The sequence below is a fragment of the Halobaculum sp. XH14 genome (assembly GCF_032116555.1).
GTDB lineage: Archaea > Halobacteriota > Halobacteria > Halobacteriales > Haloferacaceae > Halorarum > Halorarum halobium.
In genome coordinates, this window is sequence record NZ_CP134949.1 from 833593 (window position 1) to 852196 (window position 18604).

Genomic DNA, 18604 nt, shown 5'->3' on the forward strand with positions numbered 1-18604 from the left:
CGGCCTCCTTCAGTCCCACCCACCGCACCGCAGCCACGGCCTCCCCAGCCGACGAGGCCCCTCCCTTCGGTCGGGACCTCGCCTTCCCTCGGAGCACGCTCCTCGGAACTCACCCTCGTGGTTCGAAAGACGCCAGGGCGTCTTTCGTCAGTACGGGAAACCGACGGGTTCCCGTACTGACGAACGGCGCGAGCGCCTTTCGAGCCACGCTCCTCGCGCTCCCGACGGTCGCGCTGTGGTGCTTGTCAGCCGCGCCTCGGCGCGGCCGCCGCGCGCCATCTGGATCGCCCAATAGATGCGGTTGGCGCGTGCCGGCGGGCCTCCGTGCCCGCCGGGCGCGCGCGTGGGATGAGTGAGGGGAGCGACCAGAGGGAGCGAGCCGAGCGAATCGGCTGGGGAGGCGTGTGGCTGTGCTTGGCGGTCGCGGTGGGTGGGACTGAAAGGGGCCGGCTGGCTCCGCGACCCCCGGAACCCGCAAGCCGAGTGACGAGGAGCGCAGCGCGGTCCGCGGGAGCGGAGCCAGCCGGGGGCTTTCGAGGTGGTCGCCGCGATACCCGAAACGAGACTGAACGCGACCTACTTGGGGACTTTCGAGGCGGTCGTTACGACAACTGAAACAGACCGAAGACGACCCAAAGCAGGGGTTTTCGAGACAGCCCTCACGAACACCGAGACGATCCCGGGGACGGTCCACCAAACGCGCCGACAGTGAGTTTATCCCGACCGGTCACGTCCACCCACCAAGATGCGCCGGATCTACGACTCGGAGGCGCTCCGGCGGGACGACGACGACCCGTTCGTCCCGAACGGCGACGAGGGCGGGTCCGGGGGCCACGTTCACTGGGGGAACGTGAGCCACGCGCTGCTCCCGCGGTCGCTCCGCACGCGCTCGGTGGCGGTGACGGTCGAGACCGACGGGGCGATCTACGCCCCCGACGAGCCGATCCGGTTCCGGGTCGGCTTCCGCAACCGGCTCCCGTTTCCCGTCACGCTCGTGACCGCCTCGCCGAAGCACTGGTCGTGGTCCATCGACGGCAACCCCGAGGCCTCCCTCGTCCCGGACGAGGTGCCCGAGGAGCGCGCCCGCTTCCAGTTCGACCGCGCGGAGACGAAGCTGTTCCACCGTCGCTGGGACCAGCGCGTGCGCGAGTCCGACCGGGAGTGGCGCGCCGCGGAGCCGGGCGAGCACACCCTCGCGGTCGGCATCGACGCCGTCCGCGGCGCCGACCGACTGCGCGCGGAGACGACGTTCCGCATCGAGTGAGGCGGGCGAGCCGCGACGGATGGCCGCCACGGACGGCCCGTCGTCGCGCCCGTCGGTCGGCGGGCATAAGCCGCTCCGGGCCGCCCGGTCGGTATGCGACAGTTCGTCGTCTGCGGGCACGAGGCACCGACGACGCCCGAGTTCACGCTGGAGGACCTCCCCGGCGCGGCGGGGCGACTCGACCTGCTGGCCCGCTGTGTCAACGCGGGACTGTTCGTCTCCCACGGCATCCGCGAGGATGCGCGCGTCCACCTCGTGCTCGGCGACGAGTTCACGGTGCGGTTCGACGGCGCGGACGCCCGCGGCATCCACCCGGACGAGCGCAGCACCGCGGCGCGGGTCCGCGAGGCGCTGGAGAACCGCGAGGACGCCATCGGCCACATGCCGGCCGAGGTCAGCCCCGGCGTGGAGCTCTACCGGATGGGGCTGGCCGAGACGCTCGACTCGCTGGAGGGAACGCTCGTCCAGTTGCACGAGGACGGCGACCCCGCGGCCGAGCGCGAGCCCCCGACCGATCCGGTGTTCGTGCTCTCGGATCACTCGGATTTCACCGACGACGAGGCGGCGCTGCTGGACGAGCGCGGCGCCGAACGGCTCCGGCTCGGCCCGGCCGCGGTCCACGCGGACCACGCCATCGCGGTGGCGCACAACTGGCTCGACACGGCCGGATTCGAGCGGTACTGAGTCCGCGTTCGGGTCGCAGAGTCCCCGAGGGCGACGCTTTCGGAAGCGTTAAAGGAATCCGTGGCGTCGATTCACCTGCGGGCCGGTGGGGTAGCTTGGTATCCTTCGGCCTTCGGGTGGCCGTAACCGCGATTCGAATTCGCGCCGGCCCACTTCTCCCGCATTTCCCGCCCGCTAGCGACCGCTCACGGGATGATCCAGGGAGTCGAGCGTCGTTCGGTGGCCGGTCGTACCGCGAAGCACTCGGGTGGTCTCCCCGTCGGGTCTGTCCCGAGTGGTTCAGGTGGCGCCGAACACGACGGGGTTCCCGCGTGATCGCGCCGAAGTCGAGCGGTCGTTATGGTCGTCCGGGTCCGCCATCAGTAGCCGTACCACCTCGGCGTTCGTCGACTGGGATCGGTGCCGGCGCTCCGAAACTCGCTCCGGGTGTCGCTGAGGCTGACGCAGGCCGGTCGATCGCGCGTGGGAAGCGGGATACGCACCGAGAGACGGCGACACCGGCGCTACCCGCTGAAACTTTCGATACGATGGACGATCCGTGTGACGGATCGAGCGCCCGTTTCGTACGTCAAAGATTCAGAACCAGCAGCCACCCCTGCCCCAGCGCGAGCATCCCGAGCACGAGATGCGCCAGAATCTCGAAGAGCCGGACGTCCACGTCCTCCGTGACGTCGAGGACGAACCGCGCGACGCGAAACACGACGTACAGCGCGACCGTGACCGCGGGGATGGCGACCAGCCCGAGGAGTCGCGGGCCGCGCGTGAGCGAGACCCGACCGTCGAGTCCAAGGTGCCAGCCGACGATCATCCGCTCCGGGAGCGCCGGGGCGACGAGGAGGCCGGCGGTGACCGTCCCCAGGACCAGCGCGAGCGACGTCAGTTCCGGCAGGACGCGCCGGATGGAGCTCACGATTCGCCCACCCCCGACTGCTCGGTGGCCCGACGCCGTGCCGGGTCCGCGCCCGTCCAGGTCGGCGTCCGGGCGTCGCGGGCCGAGAGCGTCTCGGCGCCGTAGCGGCCCACGAGCGCGAGCGCCACGAGACCGAAGCCGAGCGCGAGCAGGCCGGTGAAGGGAACCGGAAGCACCGACTGGCCGCCGACGACCTGCAGCGGGACGTTCACGCTCGCGTTGATCGTGCCGTGCATCAGCACCGCGGCGGGCACACAGCCCCGCGACCCGTTGTACAGCCAGGTGAGGATGACGGAGAACGCGACCACCGAAACCGCATACAGGAGCGGCGAGAGGGCGTAGACGTCGAGGACGAACAGCGGGGCGTGCCACAGCGCCCACACCAGCCCGACGAGCACGCTCGCGCTCAGCGCGTCGTACCGGGCCTGGAGTCGCGGGAGCGCGAACCCGCGCCAGCCGAACTCCTCCTGGCCGCCGCCCAGCAGCGTCGCGAAGACCATGTTGAGCGCGAACGCCGCTGCCGCGGGCCGGAGCGTTCCCTCGCCGACGCCGCCGGCGAGCGCGATCATCCCGGCACCGAGGGCGACGCTGACGCCGACAGGGACGGCCAGGGCGGCGGCGTACCACCGCGGCGATCGCCGCCAGTCCAGCGTCGAGGCGAGCCAGTCCCGGACGGCGTTCCCGCGCAGCCGTGTCACGATGGCAGCCGCGGCCAGCGGGCCGAACGCACCCGGGATCGTCGCGAACGTGGCGACCGGTCCGTGGACGGTCGAGAGGAGCGGTATCCAGACTGCCCAAGAGAGGGCGACTGCGAGGGCGAAAAACGCCGCGACGGGGTGACGCTCGACGGGGTCGAGTGATGTTCCCATGTACGGTGCCGACTACCGACGGGTGAACCATAGGAGGGGAGCCAGCGCTTCACGCGCTGAAGCATCCGGTACCCCTTTAGGTGGTTTTCCTGTGTCCTCTCCCACGGTGAGTGAGGAGCCCGACATCGAGACCGTCGCGGGCCTGCTGGCGGACGAGACAGCGCGGGCCATCCTCACTCGAACGAGCCAGGAACCTATGTCAGCGAGCACGCTCAAACGACGGTGTGACGCGTCGGGGCCGACGATCTACCGGCGGCTCGAACGCCTCCAGGACTGTGACCTGATCGTCGAACGCACCCGTCCGGACCCCGAGCGGGGCCACCACAGGAAGGTGTACGCGCCGAACCTCCGGACGCTGACCGTCGAACTCGTGGGCGGCGAACTGCGCCTCGAACTCGACCGCCGGGAGGACATGGCCGACCGGTTCACCCGCCTGGTCGAGGGGATCTGAGATGCTCGTCCCGGCACAGATCGTCAGCGTGGCACGGCCGTTCCTCCAGGCGTACGAGATGGTCGGCGCGGCGCTCGGCCTGTTCATCGCGTACCTCGCCTACAGGGGCTACCGCCGGAACGACAGCCGTCCGATGCTGTACCTGGCGATCGGCTTCGGCATCATCCTCGGCCTGCCGATACCGGTCGTCGCGCTGTCGCTCGCGTTCCCGACGATCCCCGGCCCGCCGAGTCAGGCGCTCATCCAGACGCTGGAGATCGTCGGGCTGCTCTGTATCATCTACGCCCTCCGGATGGACCCGTAGCGGTCCGGCGTCGTCGCTCGCCCGTTCGAGGACGGTTCGACTCGGCCCAGCAGTTCGTCGGCCGTGATGCTCGGCCACGCCCACCGTCTCCGGGCCGAACGATGTCGGTCCACCGGGTCGACACCGCGTCGCCCCCGCCGCGAGTGTCGCAACCCGATCGTGGGGCACCGGCCGCATCGGTCGCCCCGCTACCGACCGAACACGTTCGTGGAACCGTCCACCTACGTGCCAACTTGCTCCCGGTAACGAACGAAACAGTCGCGGTAAGCGGTCACAAACGATCGTAACACGGCACTGTGTTGATGCCGGTCGACGCGAAACCCTTCGGTTCATGAGCGCGGACCATCGTGACGTGGAGTCGGTCCTCGTCCCGACCCAGCACGACCCCTCCCGAAGCTATCCGACGATGCGCTCGCTCGCCAGCAAGGGTATCAACACCGTCGTCGCCTCCGAGAACGCTCACCCTCCCGTGTTCGCCTCGCGCTTCTGTGACGAGCGGCACCGCGTCCCGGCCGCCGAGGACGACCTGGCGGCCTACAGGGACGGGCTCCTCGAACTGGCCGCCCGCGAGGACGTCCGCACGGCCGTGCCGCTCCGCGAGGAGGACGCCTACGTGTTCTCCCGCTACTACGACGCCTTCGACGAGCACCTCGACCTCGTCGTCCCGCCCCTCGACGCGCTCGAACGCGTCCACGACCGGATGCTGCTCGCGGAGGCGGCCGAGGCCGCCGGGGTGCCCGCCCCGGAGACGCGCCCGCTCGACGAGGTGGACGACTGGAGCGGCGGCAACATCGTCAAGTCGCGGTACAACCTGCTCACCGACGCGTACGTCGACTCCTACCCCGGAGGCGAGGCCGGCAAGGAGAAGGACGTGATCCACCTGCGCCCCGGCGAGACGCCCGACGTGGACGAACTCTGCGACGGGATGTCCCACGTCCCCATCGTGCAGGAGTGCGTTCCCAAGGACGACGAGTACATGTTCGCCGGGCTGTACGACCACGGCGAACCGCTGGCGACGTTCCAGCACCGCCAGATCCGCGGCGACTCCTACGTCGGCGGCGGCGGCGTCTACCGCAAGTCCGTCTCCATCCCGGAGCTCGAACGCGTCGCCCGCGACCTGCTTTCGGAACTCGACTGGCACGGGCTCGCCTGCATCGAGTACATGGAGCACGCCGAGACCGGCGAGTTCGTCCTCACCGAGATCAACCCGCGGATGTGGCAGTCGCTCCCGGCGACGATCCACGCCGGCGCCGACTTCCCCCACTACTACTGGCTCCAGGCGACGGGGCGGGCCGACGAGATCGACCCCGGCTACGATCTCGGCACCGGCAGCCACTCGCCCCGCGGCGAACTCGTCTACCTGGCGAGCCTCCTCACGGACGAGTCGCCCTACGTCGACCGGCCGGGGTTCCTACGGACCGTCGGCGAGATGCTCGCCTCGTTCTACCGGCAGCCCCACTTCGATTACACCCACATCGACGACCCCGTGGTGTTCGTCAGCGGCTTCGGTCGGATGATCCGCAACCGGCTGAAGTGATCGCCCGGTCGACCGCGACCGGCCGAGCGCGGTACCCGGAGCGTCCCGACCGACGAGTCGGCGGAACGGGCCGGTGGGAAGCGATTTAAGCCGCCCGCCCGCCACCCGCGCACATGAGCGAACGGGTCGCCATCCTCGCCCACGAGAAGTTCCCCGACCGGTCCAAGACCGCGAACGGCCTCCTCCGCTACGGCGACCGCGAGGTCGTCGCCGTGCTCGACCGGGACCGCGCCGGCGACGGCGTCGCCGACCACCTCCCGGGCGTCGGTGACGCGCCCATCGTCGGCTCCTTCGCCGACGTCCCGGGGGCCGTCGACCGCCTCGTCGTCGGCATCGCGCCCATCGGCGGCGGCTTCGACGAGTCGTGGCGGCCGGACGTCCGCGCCGCCATCGAGGCCGGCTGTGACGTGAGCGCCGGCCTCCACTACTTCCTCTCCGAGGACGAGGAGTTCGCCGCGCTCGCGGCCGAGCACGGCGTCGACCTCCACGACGTCCGCCGGCCCCACGATGAGCTCACCGTCAGCGGCGCGCGCGCGGCCGACGTCGACGCCGCGGTCGTGCTGACGGTCGGCACCGACTGCTCGGTCGGGAAGATGACCGCGACGATGGAACTGGCCGCCGCGGCCGAGGACGCCGGAGTCGACGCCCGCGTCGTCCCGACCGGCCAGACGGGGATCATGATCGAGGGGTGGGGGAACCCGATCGACCGCGTCGTCTCCGACTTCACCGCCGGGGCCGTCGAGGAGATGGTCCTCGAGGTCGGCGACGACCACGATCTGCTGATCGTCGAGGGCCAGGGGAGCATCGTCCACCCCGCCTACTCGGCCGTGACGTGCGGGATCCTCCACGGGGCGATGCCCGACCGACTCGTCCTCTGTCACGAGGTGGGCCGCGAGGCGGTCCACGGCTACGAGTCGTTCGACCTGCCGCCCGTCGCCGACTACGTCGACCTGTACGAGTCGCTCGCGGCACCCGTCTCGGGGGCCGATGTCGTCGCCGGCGCGCTGAACACGTCCGGCGTCGGGAGCGACGCGGACGCCGAGGCTGCCGTCGACGGGTTCTCCCGGACGCTCGACGCGCCCGCGACCGACCCCGTTCGCTTCGACGCCGGGGAGATCGTGGGGGCGATCCGGTGATGCTCACGACCGCGACCGAACGGGTGTCGCTCCCGCTGGAGCACGCGTTCACCATCTCGCGTGGCACCACCACCGAGGCCGAGAACGTCGTCGTCCGGATCACCGACGACGGCGACATGACCGGCGTCGGCGCGGCGGCGCCCTCCGCCCACTACGGCGAGACGGCCGACACCGTCGAGGCCGTGCTGCCGGACCTGTTCGCGGTCGTCGAGTCGGTCGGCGACCCCCACGCGCTCGCCGAGATCGAGGCCCGGATGCGCGAGGCGGTCGAGGGGAACCCGGCCGCCCGCTGTGCGGTGAGCATCGCGCTCCACGACCTCGCGGCGAAACGCCTCGGCGTGCCGCTGTACCGACTCTGGGGGCTGAACCCCGGGACCGCGCCGGACACGTCGTTCACGGTCGGCCTGGACGACCTCGACACGATGCGGGAGAAGACCGGCGAGGCGGTCGAGGCTGGCTACGGCACGCTGAAGCTGAAACTCGGGACCGACCGGGACCGCGAGGTCGTCGAGGCGGTCCGCGAGGAGGCGCCCGACGCGACGATCCGCGTCGACGCCAACGAGGCGTGGACGCCCCGCGAGACGGTCGAGAAGAGCCGGTGGCTCGCGGAGTCGGGCGTGGAGTTCATCGAACAGCCGGTTCCGGCCTCGGACCCGGAGGGGCTGAAGTTCGCCTACGAGCGGTCCGAACTCCCCGTCGCGGCCGACGAGTCCTGCGTCACGCTCGCGGACGTTCCCCGGATCGCGGACCGCTGTGACGTGGCGAACCTGAAGCTCATGAAGTGTGGCGGGCTGCTGGAGGCGAGACGGATGATCCACGCGGCCCGCGCCCACGGGCTGGAGGTGATGCTCGGCTGCATGGTCGAGACGAACGCCGCCATCGCCGCCGGCTGTCACCTCGCGCCGTCGCTCGATTACGCCGACCTCGACGGAAGCCTGCTGCTCGCGGATGACCCCTACGAGGGCGTTCCGATGCCCGACGGGGAAATCGACCTCGCGGGCGTCTCCAGGAACGGGACGGGCGCGGTCGAGCGTTGACCGCGGGCGGACTCAGAGCAGGTCGGGCAGGTCGGCAAGCGAGTCCAGGCGGTGGTCCGGTTCCGGATCGCTCCCGTCCCGCGAGCCCGTCCCGTTGGGGATCCAGACCGACGTCAGTCCGAGTTCGTTCGCGCCGCGGACGTCCTTCCGGAGCGAGTCGCCGACCTTCAGCGTCCGCTCGGGTGCCGCGTCGAGCTCGGCGAGCGCCAGTTCGAACGGCTCCGGGTGGGGCTTCACGTGGTCGGCGTCGTCGCCGTACACGACCGCGTCGAAGGCGTCGGCGAGCCCCGCGGCCGAGAGCTTCACGGCGTGGGTCCGCTCCCGTCCGTTCGTGATCGCCCCGAGCGCGTAGTCGGCTCCGAGTTCGTGGACGACCTCCGCGCCCGGCACCGTCGACACTCCGGCGTGGTCGAGCGCGGCGTCGTACGCACGCGCGAGCGCCGTCGCGTCCACGCCGCCCTCCGCGTCCCCGGCGCCCCCCGCCGTCGCTCCGACTTCCCGGTCCACGTCGCCGTCGTCGTCGGCCGCCGCGACCCGGAAGACGCGCGCGAGGTAGTCGAACCGGCCCACGGATTCGGTGCCCGAGCGCGCGACGGTTTCGGCGGCGTCCTCGAACTCGTCGGCCGAACAGGCGCGCTCGACCCCGACCGACTCGAACGCCCCGTCGAGGACCGTCTCGGTCGACTGCTCGGAGCACAGCAGCGTCCGGTCCACGTCGAAGAGGAGCGCGTCGTAGCCGGCGTCCTCACCGTCTGCTCCCGTCGGGGAGCCGCGCCGTCGGGACGAGTCAGTCGTGACGCCGGCCGACGCGCGGGCCTGCCGTAAAGCGGTTCCGGACCGCGAACTACTCCCACTCGACCTCGTCGACGTCGTCCGTGTCACGGAGGATGAACGGGCCGATCGAGAGCGTGCGCTTCGTCACCGTGGCGATGCGGAGCACGTAGGCGAGCAGCACCAGGAACGGGACGGTCGCGACGGTCGCCGTCAGCACGATGACGAGCGGGAGGAGGTTCACGCCGCCGACGATGACCGTGATCGCGGACGGGTCGAAGAAGCCGACCATCGATCCGGAGACGACGAGCGCGGGGATCGCGGCCGTGAGCACCGCGCGCGAGAGGCCGATGAGCTCCCACTGGAAGTAGAGCGTCTTGAAGTGTTCGCGCGCGGGGCCGAACAGCTCCAGGGTCTCGATCACCCCTTCGAGCGCGTCCCGTGCGTCCCCGGAGAGGTCGTCCCCGTGGCGCTCCCGGATGCGTCTCGCCGCGAACAGCTTCCAGGAGTAGTTGAAATCGAGCGCCGCCGAGATGACGTCGAACTCGCCGAACGTCGCGCCGTCGAGCTCCCCGGCGACCTCCTCGGCGTTGTCGGTGATGCTGTCGGTGAGTTCGTCCACGTCGCTCGCGACCGACTCGTCAACCGACCCGTGAACGGCCGCCCGGAACGCCTCGGCCCGCTGACCGGTGACCTGGACGAGCGCGCGGAGGAACTGGGCCGGCCGGGCCGGACTCACCGGGGCGTCGATGACGCCGGCGACGTCCTCCCGGAACGCCATCGCGCCCGACATCCGTTCGCGCTGGTCGCCGACGGCGCCGAGCTCCTGTGAGAGGACGAGCTGGTTCAGCGTGAGCACGAGCGTGACGCCGGTGATCGTCGCCGTCGTGAACGCCTGGAACAGCGTTTCGACGGGGTCGCTCGACCGCATGAACGGGACGACGCCCGGCAGGCCGTAGGCGGCGACGAGAAAGCCCGCGAACACGACCGCCACGAACGCGCCAGAAACCAGCCGGCGGTCGGCATCCAGCAGGAACCAGAGCTTCCACCGCGATTCGTCGGCGCGTCCGCGGAGGCTGTCGCTTGGCGCGTCGTCGTCGGCCATGGCTCACCAATCGGGAGCCGCCGGCAAAAGCCCGTGGGCGGCCGATTCTCGCCGGCGGGGCTCAGTTGTCGTTCTCCTCCTCGCTTCTAAGCTCCTCGAGCTCCGCCTCGACCTCCTCGTCGGACGGCTCGACGTCGGCCGCCTCGGCCGCGTCGGCGTCGGGTTCGGTCGCCGACCCGCTCTCCGCGGCCGCGTCGGCGGTCTCCGTGGCCCCTTCGCCGTCCGCGTCGGCCTTGCCGAACTCGGCTTTCAGCGTCTCCAGCTCCGCGTCGACCTCGCGGTCGGTCCGCCCGCCCTCGAGTTCGCGGTCGATGGCGTCCTCGTCCGAGAGCGCGTCCTCGAACGCGCCGCTCGCCTCGAGTTCGTCCATCGCCTGCGAGCGTGCCTCCATCTCCTCGGTGCGCTCCTCGGCGCGCTCGATGGAGCGGCCGACGTCCTCCATCTCGTCGCCGACGCCGGTCATCGCCTCGGAGACGCGGGTCGAGGCCTCGGCGGCCTCGTAGCGCGCCTTCATCGTCTCCTTTTTCGTCTTGAACTCGTCGATGCGGTTCTGGAGCTCGTCCTTCTTGTCGACGAGCTGGTCCTGCGTGTTCTGCAGGTCGGCGATCTGGCCCTCCAGGTCGTCGATCTGGTTCATCTTCGACTTCTTCTTCTCCAGCGCGCGGCGGGCCAGGTCCTCGCGGTCCTGCTGGACGGCCTCGCGGGCCTGTTCGTTGTGTTTCTCGACGTTCTCCTCCAGCCGACGCTTCTGGATCTCCAGTCGCTTCTTCTGGGTCGTCAGGTCCGCGATGCCCTGTTTGACCTCCTGGAGCTCGTCGCGCATCTGCTCGTAGCTGTAATCGAGCGTCTCCGTCGGGTCCTCCGCCCGGTTGAGGATGGCGTTCACCTTCGACCGGACGACGTAGGACGCACGAGAGAGGATTCCCATACTCCGTTTTGGCGAGTGCCCCGTATAAATCTCACCCGAACTACTGATTGCCCGCCAGCGTTTTCGCCCGTCGACCCGCAGTCGAGATCATGACCGACGAGGACGCCGCGGGCGGACGGGCCGACGACGCCGACCGAGAACCCGGCGGGGACGACCCCATCGGTGACGACCCGGAGGACGGCGACGCCGTGCTGATTCCGGGCGGGCGCGACGTGCGGGCGACGATCGACGTCGCCGGTGCCTGGGACGGGGCCGAGCCCCGCGACGACGACTGGTCACGGGCCGGCGACGGGGAGCGTGGCGACGACGCCCGATCCTGCGTCGTCGCGTGCCCGCCCCACCCCCAGCACCGCGGTCATCGCGGCGACGGACGGCTCGTGGCGGCCAGCGACGCGCTGACCGAGCGCGGCGTGGACTGTCTCCGGTTCGACTACGGCGACTGGGACGGGGGCCGGGGCGAACTCGCGGACGCGCGTAACGCGGTCGAGTGGGCGCACGAGCGCTACGACCGGGTCGGCCTGTTCGGCTTCAGTTTCGGCGGCTGCATCGCGCTGAACGCCGCGGCGAACGGGGACGCCGACGTGACCGCGGTCAGCGTGCTCTCGCCCGCGCGCCGACTCGCCGAGGGGATCGACTCGCTCGACGCGCTCGACCGGATCTCGTGTCCGGTGCAGGTGGTGTACGGCACCCGGGACGACACGGTGGACTGGGAGCCGACGGTCGAGCGCGCCCGCGAACTGGACCACGAGGTCGTCGAGTTCGCGGCCGACCACTTCTACGTCGGGCAGACCGGGAAGGTTGGCGAGGCGGTCGGCGCGTGGCTGGCCGAGCGGGTCTGAGTCGACCGGGTGCTCCCTCAGCCGAGCGGTTCGGCGTCGCCGGCGTCGCGGTACCCCACTGCCAGCCAGACGACCAGCGAGACCACGGCGGCGGCGACGACGAACGCCCAGAAGGCGGTCCACGCCGCCGCGCCGAGCGAGTTCGTCGCGACGAGCACCGTCGCGGCCGAGCCTGCGGCGACGACGAACGGCACGAGGAACGGGGCGTCGCTCCACGCCCCGCCCGCGTTGCGGTACTCGACGGCGTACGCCCAGACGTTGCCGACGGTGAACTGGAAGACGACGAGCGCGAGCAGACCGTAGAGAACGGCGGTGACTCCGGACCCGTACGTGAGGACGCCTTCCCGCGCGAGGAAGCCGCCTGCGGCGACGAGGAAGACGGCGAACATCAGCCCGTGCCACGGTCGGACTCGATCCTGGAGGGACATGGCGGGGCCAACTCGGGGCTGGTGTAAAGTCGTGTCGTCGTGGGAGTTCGGTTCATCGTGGTCACGAACTGCGACGTCGAGGTGTGGGAGCGGTTCAGACCGAGACGTTCTGTGTGAACCACGCCAGGATGTACAGTATCGTTAGCACGCCGGCCACGGCCTCGATGTACTGGACGTATTTTCTGCGAACCTCCCAGGTGGCCTGCCGTGATTGGGAATCCCCGGCCGGCGTCTCCGAGGGGGGTTGCTCGGCCACCTCGGTTCGGTTCCGGGTTCCCCGTGGTTCGGTGCGTTCGGTCCCCGTTCGCGGCCGGGGGTGCTGGAGGAAGATCGACTTCACGGTCGAAACGGCGGCGAGAAGGGCCTTCTTGTGGGACTGGACTGCGAGCCGGACCCCCGACCGCGGGAGCGATTTCAGGTGCATGAGGACCACCGTCGGATCCTCGGAGACGGTATCGATCCCCTCCCCGAGGGGGACGTGCCAGTCCTTGTGAAAGAACTCGGGGAGAAACAGGAGTAGCGCGACGGCAACGGAGGGGGCGAACGTCGGGGCGAACAGGAGCACTGACAGGGTCACCCCCGAGACGACGAGGATCAGGTACAGGATCTCGTGGCCGTACATCCCGGGAACGGAAAACAGGACGAACTCGAGGAGCAGCGGGAACGGGAGGAGCACGATGAACGAGTGGGGAGTCAGGAGGCTCGCCGCCCCTGCGACGAACACCGACACGGTCACCCTCACCGCGAGTTCGACGAGGTGTGTCGAGATGGGCGCCTCCGAGTCCCAGCTCGGACCGACATCGGATGTCACGATAGTACGAACGTGTAGTGTACACTAACACATCAAAGAGGTATCGCTTACACGGGTTCTCGCGTGATGAAGGAACGGTCGCCGGAGCCTCCGCGAACCCGCACACTTCGGAGTTGCACATGAAAGGTCGCAGCCGCAGGGTGCTGGTCGGCCCGGGCGGCCGATGGATCGAGCCGCGATCAGCGAGACCGCCGTCAGTTGTACTCGCGCCACCGATAGCCGCACTCCTTACATTTGCAAGAGTGTGGCTCAGCGGGGTTCACTTATAAAGGTTGCCCAAGCCTTTAGTAGTGGATGCTTTTCGAGCCTTACCTCATGTAATCTATCCCGACGCCATCTTGCGGTTTCGGTATCGCAGAGGGTAGGCAACTACACTCTTAGCAGAGCCTTGGTATTTCTTGCACCATTGGTGCAAGGAGAACTAAGTCAATCTGCGAGAAATGTAGATACAGAGCCTAAGACGCGGATACGAGGGTTCCGACCCATGAGTAAGGCAAACGATACATCGGACAGTAGTGGCAACGCTGACTTAAAAGAGAATCAGGCGCAACAGGACTTGTGCGATTTCCTGTCTGAGCGAAGCGAGCTTGTCGTCTCCTACGAGGAGCCAGACGACGGGCGGGACCGTCGCCACGACTGCCTACCTGTCGCCCGAACGACGGACGGAGACAAGGCAGACGTGAGCGATTTCCCCAGTGGCAAGAACGACGGTCGGGGCAACTTCAGTAAGTCCACCTACACCCGATACCGGGATACGATGAACGACTTCATCCAAACGCAAGACGTGAGCGACTTGATGGACGTGACGCCCCGAGAGATTAACCGCTACAATCAGGTGACGCAACGCCGGGACTATGCCCGGACCACTCGTGACGGATTGCTCGAAACTCTCGAAGTGTTCTTCAAGTGGGCAGAAACGGAGTGGCGTGCGCCACGAGGGGACGATAAGCTCAGTGAGACAATCGCCCGAAAGCGTGAGGATTTGGACGTAGGTGGCGACGAGAAATCACGGGCAGGCGACGACAATCACCGTATCTCGACTGAGCGAGCAGAGGAGATAGTCGGACACTTGGCGAAACACCAGTACGCCTCTCGCCAGATGATTGAGTTTCTGCTAATCTATCACGTCGGTATGCGGAAATCCGCGCTACTGTCTATCAATTGCGACGACGTGATGCCACGGAAGGGAATCATCCAGATTCGCAATCGCCCGGAGCAGACAGGGGTTCGACTCAAGCGAGGGAACAAGGGTGAGCGAGACGTGAATATCGCCAGTGGCGTCATGGGTGTCGTCACTGACTACATAGACGAGAATCGGACAGAACCGCAAGACAGCAGTGACGCGCTACTCACGTCATGGGCGGGACGGATAGACGACTCCACTCTATACCGGGACATTACGGGATTGACGAAGTGCGGAGAGTGTACCGACGACGACGGCGAGCCTCTCGTCAACCAGAATGCCTCAGACTGTCCCGAGTCTATCGGTTGCCACGACTTGCGACGAGTGGCAATCACCCGAATGCGGGACGAAGGAGTGTCGTGGGATACGATTAGTGGACGAGTGAATGCGACTGTCCAAATGCTCAAGGACCACTACGATTCCCCGACTCACTCACAGGCGGCAGAACGCCGGAAGGAGGAGATATTGAACGCACTGTAGCCTTTCTCTCGCCCGACACTCGAACCGCCTCACAAGCCTCATACGTCGTCTCACAGCATTCGTAGCAGGGGACCGAGGGTTCCTTGCGTCCCGCAGGTTCCCCTCCTCGTGACTGCGGTTGCGGTGTGCTATCCGTATAGTTTTATGATGGTCCGACGATGTGTGTCAAATAATGGCAGTGCCCGAGTTTACGGTTCGAGGAAATAAAGTGCGAATAGAAGGAAATACGAACGAAAAAACCAATTGTGGTAAGATAGAAGTTTACAAAGACCGGATGAAGATACAGCAAAAAGGGACAGTAATGTGTAAAGGCTGGATAACTGTCCAATTCGACAATATCGTTGACGTTCAAGTATCCTCATTAGGGAAAATGCGATTCCAGACACGCCGTCAAGACGTTTCCGTCACTGGGCTTGGTGGACCGCCCGGTACGAAATTACTTGAACATATCCGCGACTATCTGCAATAATAGAGACTGGGTTACTTGCCGTTACCGTGCATCCATTCCCGAATCTCGTCTTGAGCTTCGGAAACTTCTTTCTCTTTCTCTACCGAATTGTTTTCCGATAGGCTGGAAGATTGTTCGTTTTGCAAATATTCTCTTGCCAATGCCGCAATAACCGAATCAATATCGTTATGGTCCGAATTTCGCTTGATTTTATTAAGGAGACTCTTGGTGCTTTCGGACAATTGTTCACTATTCCGTGGAGAAAGGGCGAAATCTTCACTCATCAACTACCGCCTCACAGAATACTTTGAGCATATGCCGAACCTGTTGGGCAAGCTTGCCATTCCGGCGATAGGCATTCCGGGGACCTGTCGTCTCAATCCCGTGGTTGTCCATGAGTGCCATTTCTCGCGGAGTGACGGCAATCTCAAGCGGCAGATAGACCGACTCGGATACGTCCGTAGGCTCGGAGGCAGATACGTCGTATGGGGTTACGTCGCCCCGAATGACGGCACGACACCAATCACCGAATGCCGAATTGTGGTGAAGGGTAGAAGCACTATCAGGCTCCGGTTCTCCCATGCTGGCGTAAGCTTCTCGAAGAATCTGTACCTCTCTATCGGGAATCTTACACGTAGTGGTCCGTGAATCCGACTCTCGCGGATTCGGGAAGGTCGCGCTACTCATGTCCCTCAAGGTAGTCTTCCGCAAGCAGTCGTACCATGACACCGCGAGGAACCTGTCGGTTCTCTCCAAAGCGTACCTCTGTCGCTTCGGCAAGGGTGTCAAGCTCATCCTCAGTCAATCGTAGCATTGTGTGATTCGCAGTCATAGATTTAAACAAGTGTCTTAAGAGTCAACTTGTGAGACTCGAAAAAGCAAGTTTGGACGGTGGCACTTACTTAAGCCACAGGTATCCACCATGAGCATAGTGAAACCGAAAGCAGAAGCCCAGTACGTTGAACAGTACGGGAACTACCACTACAGTGGGCGAAAGGGCAGAAACCTTTCTACCCATTAGCACATACGTACTCCACGTACTTAAATCTTTCGGTTTTTTGATATATCATTTGCTATCAATCGCATATTGCCTGATGAGATTTGCCTATATTTTTGCGATTCGGCAGGCGAAGGCCCGAGACTGATAACATATAAACTATATAAAAAAACTGACCTATCAAATTATCAAACTCATATATTCAAACCGACATATTGGGGAAGATTTCTATTCAATCAGACATATTAAAGAGATTGAAGTTTCGAAAGATTTAAGTGTCCAGAGCACGTACATATTATCAGGCAGTTTAGATATAACGACTGATACATCTACGCGGAATTAGAGTAAGTAGAGCAGAGGGGAAAGCGGCACAAACCCCAACTACCCAAAGACATATATTAGTTGGGTCTACAGGCACTTAAAGCTTTCGGCTACTTCCCCTCTGCTTGCATCCGTTTTCTGCCTATGATTCAGTATGCAAGCAAACGAAACAAACCAAACTAACAGCAACGCGACAGAAACATCTCTCGAAGTATCGGGGACCGTGGTTTTCCAAGTCCTTTGGTTCACTCTCGTAGTGGCGGTGATTCTCCTATGAGTGCGACAGAGTGCCTTCGAGGGATGGCAGAGATACTTGATGAGACGGACGTGACGATAGAATGGCCTGTCACTGAATTACCCAATGCTAACTCCACACGCATTGATACATTCTTGACATGGCTTGAGGAACGTAGGGACAAGGCTCACCCGTATCCCCTTCAACACACATGGTCCCACCGAAACGCCCGCAAGCGATTTGCTCGCTCGAAGGATGTGGACCGCTACTATTGGGACACCTACGACAAGTTCACGACAGTATTGCTCACTCGTACTGCCGACGAGAGTACCGCCGGACTGATTGAGCAATCGGAGTCATTCAACCCACGGGCATACAAGGCGAAACGTCGCAGAATGCTCAAGAGCCTGTCTGACGACTATGCAGGAGTCTCGTGCATCGCTCCAAAGTACAACCTACCCATGGCTAACTCCACAGTCTTGAGCCATGTGCATGAAGCCTACTGGGTCCCCGGACACTACTCGGCAGAGGATTTTGAACCCCTCTTAGACAAGCACCGTGAGACGGTCCCCGGAGCGACGACGGCACACGTCTCAGTGCAACGGCACTCTGCCGACAGCTACCCATGCCTAACTCCACAGAGTGAGACGGACGCAATCCGTGGGGCGACGACGGCACTCCCGTATGAGCTTGCGGAGAACCTACCACTGATGAACGTAGCGACGGACGCAAGCGACTTGCACGATAGTCGTGCGCTCGAATGGTGCGCCCGCCTCTCGGCAGGCTCAGACGGGGACCACTCCACCAAGGGTGTACGTCGATGGCAACCGTTCGGGCAATTCCGTGAGTGCGCGGATACGGTGAAGGATGGCCTACGCTACAAGGTGGAGAGAGACTATAGGAGAACCGTCAGAGACGAGAAACTGAATAACCCATGGCTAAGTCCACAGCCATTGGATGAATCGAAGGCTTCCCCTCGTACAATCTCGCAACCCGCCAGAGACGCACTGATTCAAGCGGTGGCTCAGTATGCCCGAATGCCCTCTCCCGACCCCATGGAGGTATTCTGAAACCCTCGTAATCAGGGGTTTGAGTGCGCTCCATAGACAGTCTCAACATTCACAATATTTCAGAAAATTTTAACAATGAACTCGGAAATCGACCTAACAATTCCAGAAACTCACGACAGAATCGTAGAAATCGTAACCGCCTCTCTCGAATCCGAGGGAATCGACTATGAAACCGAACGGTGGCTTGACGACAAGTCACGGGTTGATGTATTCTACGATGAGATAGTTCTTGAAATCAAGTCATCGGTAGGAGTAGTGAATCACGACAAGCTTGCCCGATACGAGGCACACCCGGAAGTGGCGGAAGTGGTGTTAGTCATGCCCGAACCCCATGCTTCGAGGGTCGAGACAGGGGACTATCGGACCCTCACGATTCCGCGAGAGAAATTCACCGTGACATTCTGAAGGTGTTGTGGCTCTGTATGTGCAACAAATTTATTAGTTGATACATACAAATAGTATGTATGTCCAGTCCTCTCAAATACATCGCGGCGGCATGTGGGGTCATCGCAGTACTACTGGCTTACTCGTCTGCCATGACCATCATGCAAGGTAATCTTGAGCAGGGTTTGACTCCGTGGTGGATTGACTTCGCCACCGCCAACCCGATGCTTTTCGCCCTCGTTCTGGTTGGCGGCACTGCCCTGATTGGTGCCCCGTTCAGAGCAATATTCGGATAGCAGATATTCTCGGTATCGTGGAAGTAGCGGCAATATTCTCTCCTACTATCGCAGATTAGGTAGTTTGAAGTGCCCGGCGACCGTGGTTTCATCTGGACGGATTACGATGCAATCGT

The 18604-nt window shown here is 64.8% G+C and carries 20 protein-coding genes and 1 tRNA gene; 13 read left to right on the plus strand and 8 right to left on the minus strand.

Annotated features, from left to right (window positions below; all coding sequences use genetic code 11):
• Positions 1 to 745: 745 nt before the first annotated feature.
• The 3 genes from RJT50_RS04270 to RJT50_RS04280 all read left to right on the plus strand — a co-directional run bounded on the left by RJT50_RS04270 (position 746) and on the right by RJT50_RS04280 (position 2100).
• Entirely contained in the window at positions 746 to 1264 is a 519-nt protein-coding gene (locus RJT50_RS04270) for a DUF7974 family protein (protein ID WP_313694383.1), read from the plus strand.
• A 93-nt stretch (positions 1265 to 1357) separates the two neighbouring features.
• On the plus strand, positions 1358 to 1948 hold the full coding sequence (trmY, locus tag RJT50_RS04275; RefSeq protein ID WP_313694384.1) for a tRNA (pseudouridine(54)-N(1))-methyltransferase TrmY: 591 nt from the start codon (positions 1358 to 1360) through the stop codon (positions 1946 to 1948).
• Between the two features lie 79 nt (positions 1949 to 2027).
• Positions 2028 to 2100: transfer RNA gene (locus RJT50_RS04280), tRNA-Pro, on the plus strand.
• A 416-nt stretch (positions 2101 to 2516) separates the two neighbouring features.
• Here RJT50_RS04280 and RJT50_RS04285 read toward each other — a convergent pair.
• Together RJT50_RS04285 and RJT50_RS04290 are read right to left on the minus strand one after the other, a co-directional pair.
• Positions 2517 to 2858: a hypothetical protein gene (locus RJT50_RS04285; protein ID WP_313694385.1), complete on the minus strand. Its 342-nt coding sequence runs from the start codon at positions 2856 to 2858 to the stop codon at positions 2517 to 2519.
• Positions 2855 to 3727, minus strand: a complete 873-nt coding sequence (locus RJT50_RS04290; protein WP_313694387.1) for a CPBP family glutamic-type intramembrane protease — start codon at positions 3725 to 3727, stop codon at positions 2855 to 2857. The genes RJT50_RS04285 and RJT50_RS04290 overlap by 4 nt, the downstream gene beginning before the upstream one ends.
• 106 nt (positions 3728 to 3833) lie before the next feature.
• Between RJT50_RS04290 and RJT50_RS04295 the strand changes: the two genes are divergently transcribed.
• The 5 genes from RJT50_RS04295 to RJT50_RS04315 all read left to right on the plus strand — a co-directional run bounded on the left by RJT50_RS04295 (position 3834) and on the right by RJT50_RS04315 (position 8192).
• Positions 3834 to 4178 carry a helix-turn-helix domain-containing protein gene (locus tag RJT50_RS04295; protein ID WP_313694390.1) on the plus strand — a complete coding sequence of 115 codons (345 nt, stop codon included), beginning with the start codon at positions 3834 to 3836 and terminating at the stop codon, positions 4176 to 4178.
• 58 nt (positions 4179 to 4236) lie between these two features.
• The gene (locus tag RJT50_RS04300; RefSeq protein WP_425499719.1) at positions 4237 to 4482 is read left to right on the plus strand and encodes a DUF7521 family protein; all 246 of its coding nucleotides are present in this window, start codon (positions 4237 to 4239) and stop codon (positions 4480 to 4482) included.
• Positions 4483 to 4813: 331 nt separating this feature from the next.
• Entirely contained in the window at positions 4814 to 6019 is a 1206-nt protein-coding gene (locus tag RJT50_RS04305) for a carboxylate--amine ligase (protein ID WP_313694393.1), read from the plus strand.
• A 113-nt stretch (positions 6020 to 6132) separates the two neighbouring features.
• Positions 6133 to 7155, plus strand: coding sequence for an N-acetyltransferase DgcN family protein (locus RJT50_RS04310; RefSeq protein ID WP_313694395.1), 1023 nt, complete (start codon positions 6133 to 6135; stop codon positions 7153 to 7155).
• The gene (locus RJT50_RS04315) at positions 7155 to 8192 is read left to right on the plus strand and encodes a dipeptide epimerase (protein ID WP_313694398.1); all 1038 of its coding nucleotides are present in this window, start codon (positions 7155 to 7157) and stop codon (positions 8190 to 8192) included. The genes RJT50_RS04310 and RJT50_RS04315 overlap by 1 nt, the downstream gene beginning before the upstream one ends.
• Positions 8193 to 8204: 12 nt before the next feature.
• Here the strand turns inward: RJT50_RS04315 and RJT50_RS04320 are convergent, their stop codons facing one another.
• The 3 genes from RJT50_RS04320 to RJT50_RS04330 form a co-directional block, all read right to left on the minus strand.
• On the minus strand, positions 8205 to 9074 hold the full coding sequence (locus RJT50_RS04320) for an HAD family hydrolase (RefSeq protein WP_313694400.1): 870 nt from the start codon (positions 9072 to 9074) through the stop codon (positions 8205 to 8207).
• On the minus strand, positions 9037 to 10068 hold the full coding sequence (locus RJT50_RS04325) for a DUF7972 family membrane protein (RefSeq protein WP_313694402.1): 1032 nt from the start codon (positions 10066 to 10068) through the stop codon (positions 9037 to 9039). Before RJT50_RS04325 ends, RJT50_RS04320 begins: the two co-directional genes overlap by 38 nt.
• A 61-nt stretch (positions 10069 to 10129) precedes the next feature.
• On the minus strand, positions 10130 to 10996 hold the full coding sequence (locus RJT50_RS04330; RefSeq protein WP_313694403.1) for a PspA/IM30 family protein: 867 nt from the start codon (positions 10994 to 10996) through the stop codon (positions 10130 to 10132).
• A gap of 89 nt (positions 10997 to 11085) precedes the next feature.
• Between RJT50_RS04330 and RJT50_RS04335 the strand changes: the two genes are divergently transcribed.
• Positions 11086 to 11835 carry an alpha/beta hydrolase gene (locus RJT50_RS04335; protein WP_313694405.1) on the plus strand — a complete coding sequence of 250 codons (750 nt, stop codon included), beginning with the start codon at positions 11086 to 11088 and terminating at the stop codon, positions 11833 to 11835.
• Positions 11836 to 11852: 17 nt separating this feature from the next.
• On the opposite strand, the gene RJT50_RS04340 is transcribed toward RJT50_RS04335, so the two are convergent.
• On the minus strand, positions 11853 to 12263 hold the full coding sequence (locus tag RJT50_RS04340) for a hypothetical protein (RefSeq protein ID WP_313694406.1): 411 nt from the start codon (positions 12261 to 12263) through the stop codon (positions 11853 to 11855).
• 94 nt (positions 12264 to 12357) lie between these two features.
• The gene (locus RJT50_RS04345; RefSeq protein ID WP_313694408.1) at positions 12358 to 13074 is read right to left on the minus strand and encodes a hypothetical protein; all 717 of its coding nucleotides are present in this window, start codon (positions 13072 to 13074) and stop codon (positions 12358 to 12360) included.
• 484 nt (positions 13075 to 13558) lie between these two features.
• On the opposite strand from RJT50_RS04345, the gene RJT50_RS04350 reads away from it, so the two are divergent.
• Both RJT50_RS04350 and RJT50_RS04355 read left to right on the plus strand, forming a co-directional pair.
• The gene (locus RJT50_RS04350) at positions 13559 to 14737 is read left to right on the plus strand and encodes a tyrosine-type recombinase/integrase (protein ID WP_313694409.1); all 1179 of its coding nucleotides are present in this window, start codon (positions 13559 to 13561) and stop codon (positions 14735 to 14737) included.
• A gap of 172 nt (positions 14738 to 14909) precedes the next feature.
• Positions 14910 to 15206: a hypothetical protein gene (locus RJT50_RS04355; protein WP_313694411.1), complete on the plus strand. Its 297-nt coding sequence runs from the start codon at positions 14910 to 14912 to the stop codon at positions 15204 to 15206.
• A gap of 11 nt (positions 15207 to 15217) precedes the next feature.
• Here RJT50_RS04355 and RJT50_RS04360 read toward each other — a convergent pair whose 3' ends face one another.
• Entirely contained in the window at positions 15218 to 15469 is a 252-nt protein-coding gene (locus tag RJT50_RS04360) for a hypothetical protein (protein ID WP_313694413.1), read from the minus strand.
• A gap of 2414 nt (positions 15470 to 17883) precedes the next feature.
• On the opposite strand from RJT50_RS04360, the gene RJT50_RS04365 reads away from it, so the two are divergent.
• Both RJT50_RS04365 and RJT50_RS04370 read left to right on the plus strand, forming a co-directional pair.
• Positions 17884 to 18213, plus strand: coding sequence for a hypothetical protein (locus RJT50_RS04365; protein ID WP_313694415.1), 330 nt, complete (start codon positions 17884 to 17886; stop codon positions 18211 to 18213).
• 59 nt (positions 18214 to 18272) lie between these two features.
• Entirely contained in the window at positions 18273 to 18488 is a 216-nt protein-coding gene (locus tag RJT50_RS04370; RefSeq protein WP_313694418.1) for a hypothetical protein, read from the plus strand.
• The last annotated feature ends 116 nt before the right edge of the window (positions 18489 to 18604 follow it).

What these genes read in the sequence shown, in the direction of transcription:
- trmY (WP_313694384.1), top strand. Translation starts at nt 1,358, where the DNA reads ATGCGACAGTTCGTCGTCTGCGGGCACGAGGCACCGACGACGCCCGAG.
- RJT50_RS04300 (WP_425499719.1), top strand. Translation starts at nt 4,237, where the DNA reads ATGGTCGGCGCGGCGCTCGGCCTGTTCATCGCGTACCTCGCCTACAGG.
- RJT50_RS04350 (WP_313694409.1), top strand. Translation starts at nt 13,559, where the DNA reads ATGAGTAAGGCAAACGATACATCGGACAGTAGTGGCAACGCTGACTTA.
- RJT50_RS04310 (WP_313694395.1), top strand. Translation starts at nt 6,133, where the DNA reads ATGAGCGAACGGGTCGCCATCCTCGCCCACGAGAAGTTCCCCGACCGG.
- RJT50_RS04315 (WP_313694398.1), top strand. Translation starts at nt 7,155, where the DNA reads ATGCTCACGACCGCGACCGAACGGGTGTCGCTCCCGCTGGAGCACGCG.
- RJT50_RS04370 (WP_313694418.1), top strand. Translation starts at nt 18,273, where the DNA reads ATGTCCAGTCCTCTCAAATACATCGCGGCGGCATGTGGGGTCATCGCA.
- RJT50_RS04290 (WP_313694387.1), bottom strand. Translation starts at nt 3,727, where the DNA reads ATGGGAACATCACTCGACCCCGTCGAGCGTCACCCCGTCGCGGCGTTT.
- RJT50_RS04340 (WP_313694406.1), bottom strand. Translation starts at nt 12,263, where the DNA reads ATGTCCCTCCAGGATCGAGTCCGACCGTGGCACGGGCTGATGTTCGCC.
- RJT50_RS04305 (WP_313694393.1), top strand. Translation starts at nt 4,814, where the DNA reads ATGAGCGCGGACCATCGTGACGTGGAGTCGGTCCTCGTCCCGACCCAG.
- RJT50_RS04360 (WP_313694413.1), bottom strand. Translation starts at nt 15,469, where the DNA reads ATGAGTGAAGATTTCGCCCTTTCTCCACGGAATAGTGAACAATTGTCC.
- RJT50_RS04335 (WP_313694405.1), top strand. Translation starts at nt 11,086, where the DNA reads ATGACCGACGAGGACGCCGCGGGCGGACGGGCCGACGACGCCGACCGA.
- RJT50_RS04270 (WP_313694383.1), top strand. Translation starts at nt 746, where the DNA reads ATGCGCCGGATCTACGACTCGGAGGCGCTCCGGCGGGACGACGACGAC.
- RJT50_RS04325 (WP_313694402.1), bottom strand. Translation starts at nt 10,068, where the DNA reads ATGGCCGACGACGACGCGCCAAGCGACAGCCTCCGCGGACGCGCCGAC.
- RJT50_RS04355 (WP_313694411.1), top strand. Translation starts at nt 14,910, where the DNA reads ATGGCAGTGCCCGAGTTTACGGTTCGAGGAAATAAAGTGCGAATAGAA.
- RJT50_RS04365 (WP_313694415.1), top strand. Translation starts at nt 17,884, where the DNA reads ATGAACTCGGAAATCGACCTAACAATTCCAGAAACTCACGACAGAATC.
- RJT50_RS04330 (WP_313694403.1), bottom strand. Translation starts at nt 10,996, where the DNA reads ATGGGAATCCTCTCTCGTGCGTCCTACGTCGTCCGGTCGAAGGTGAAC.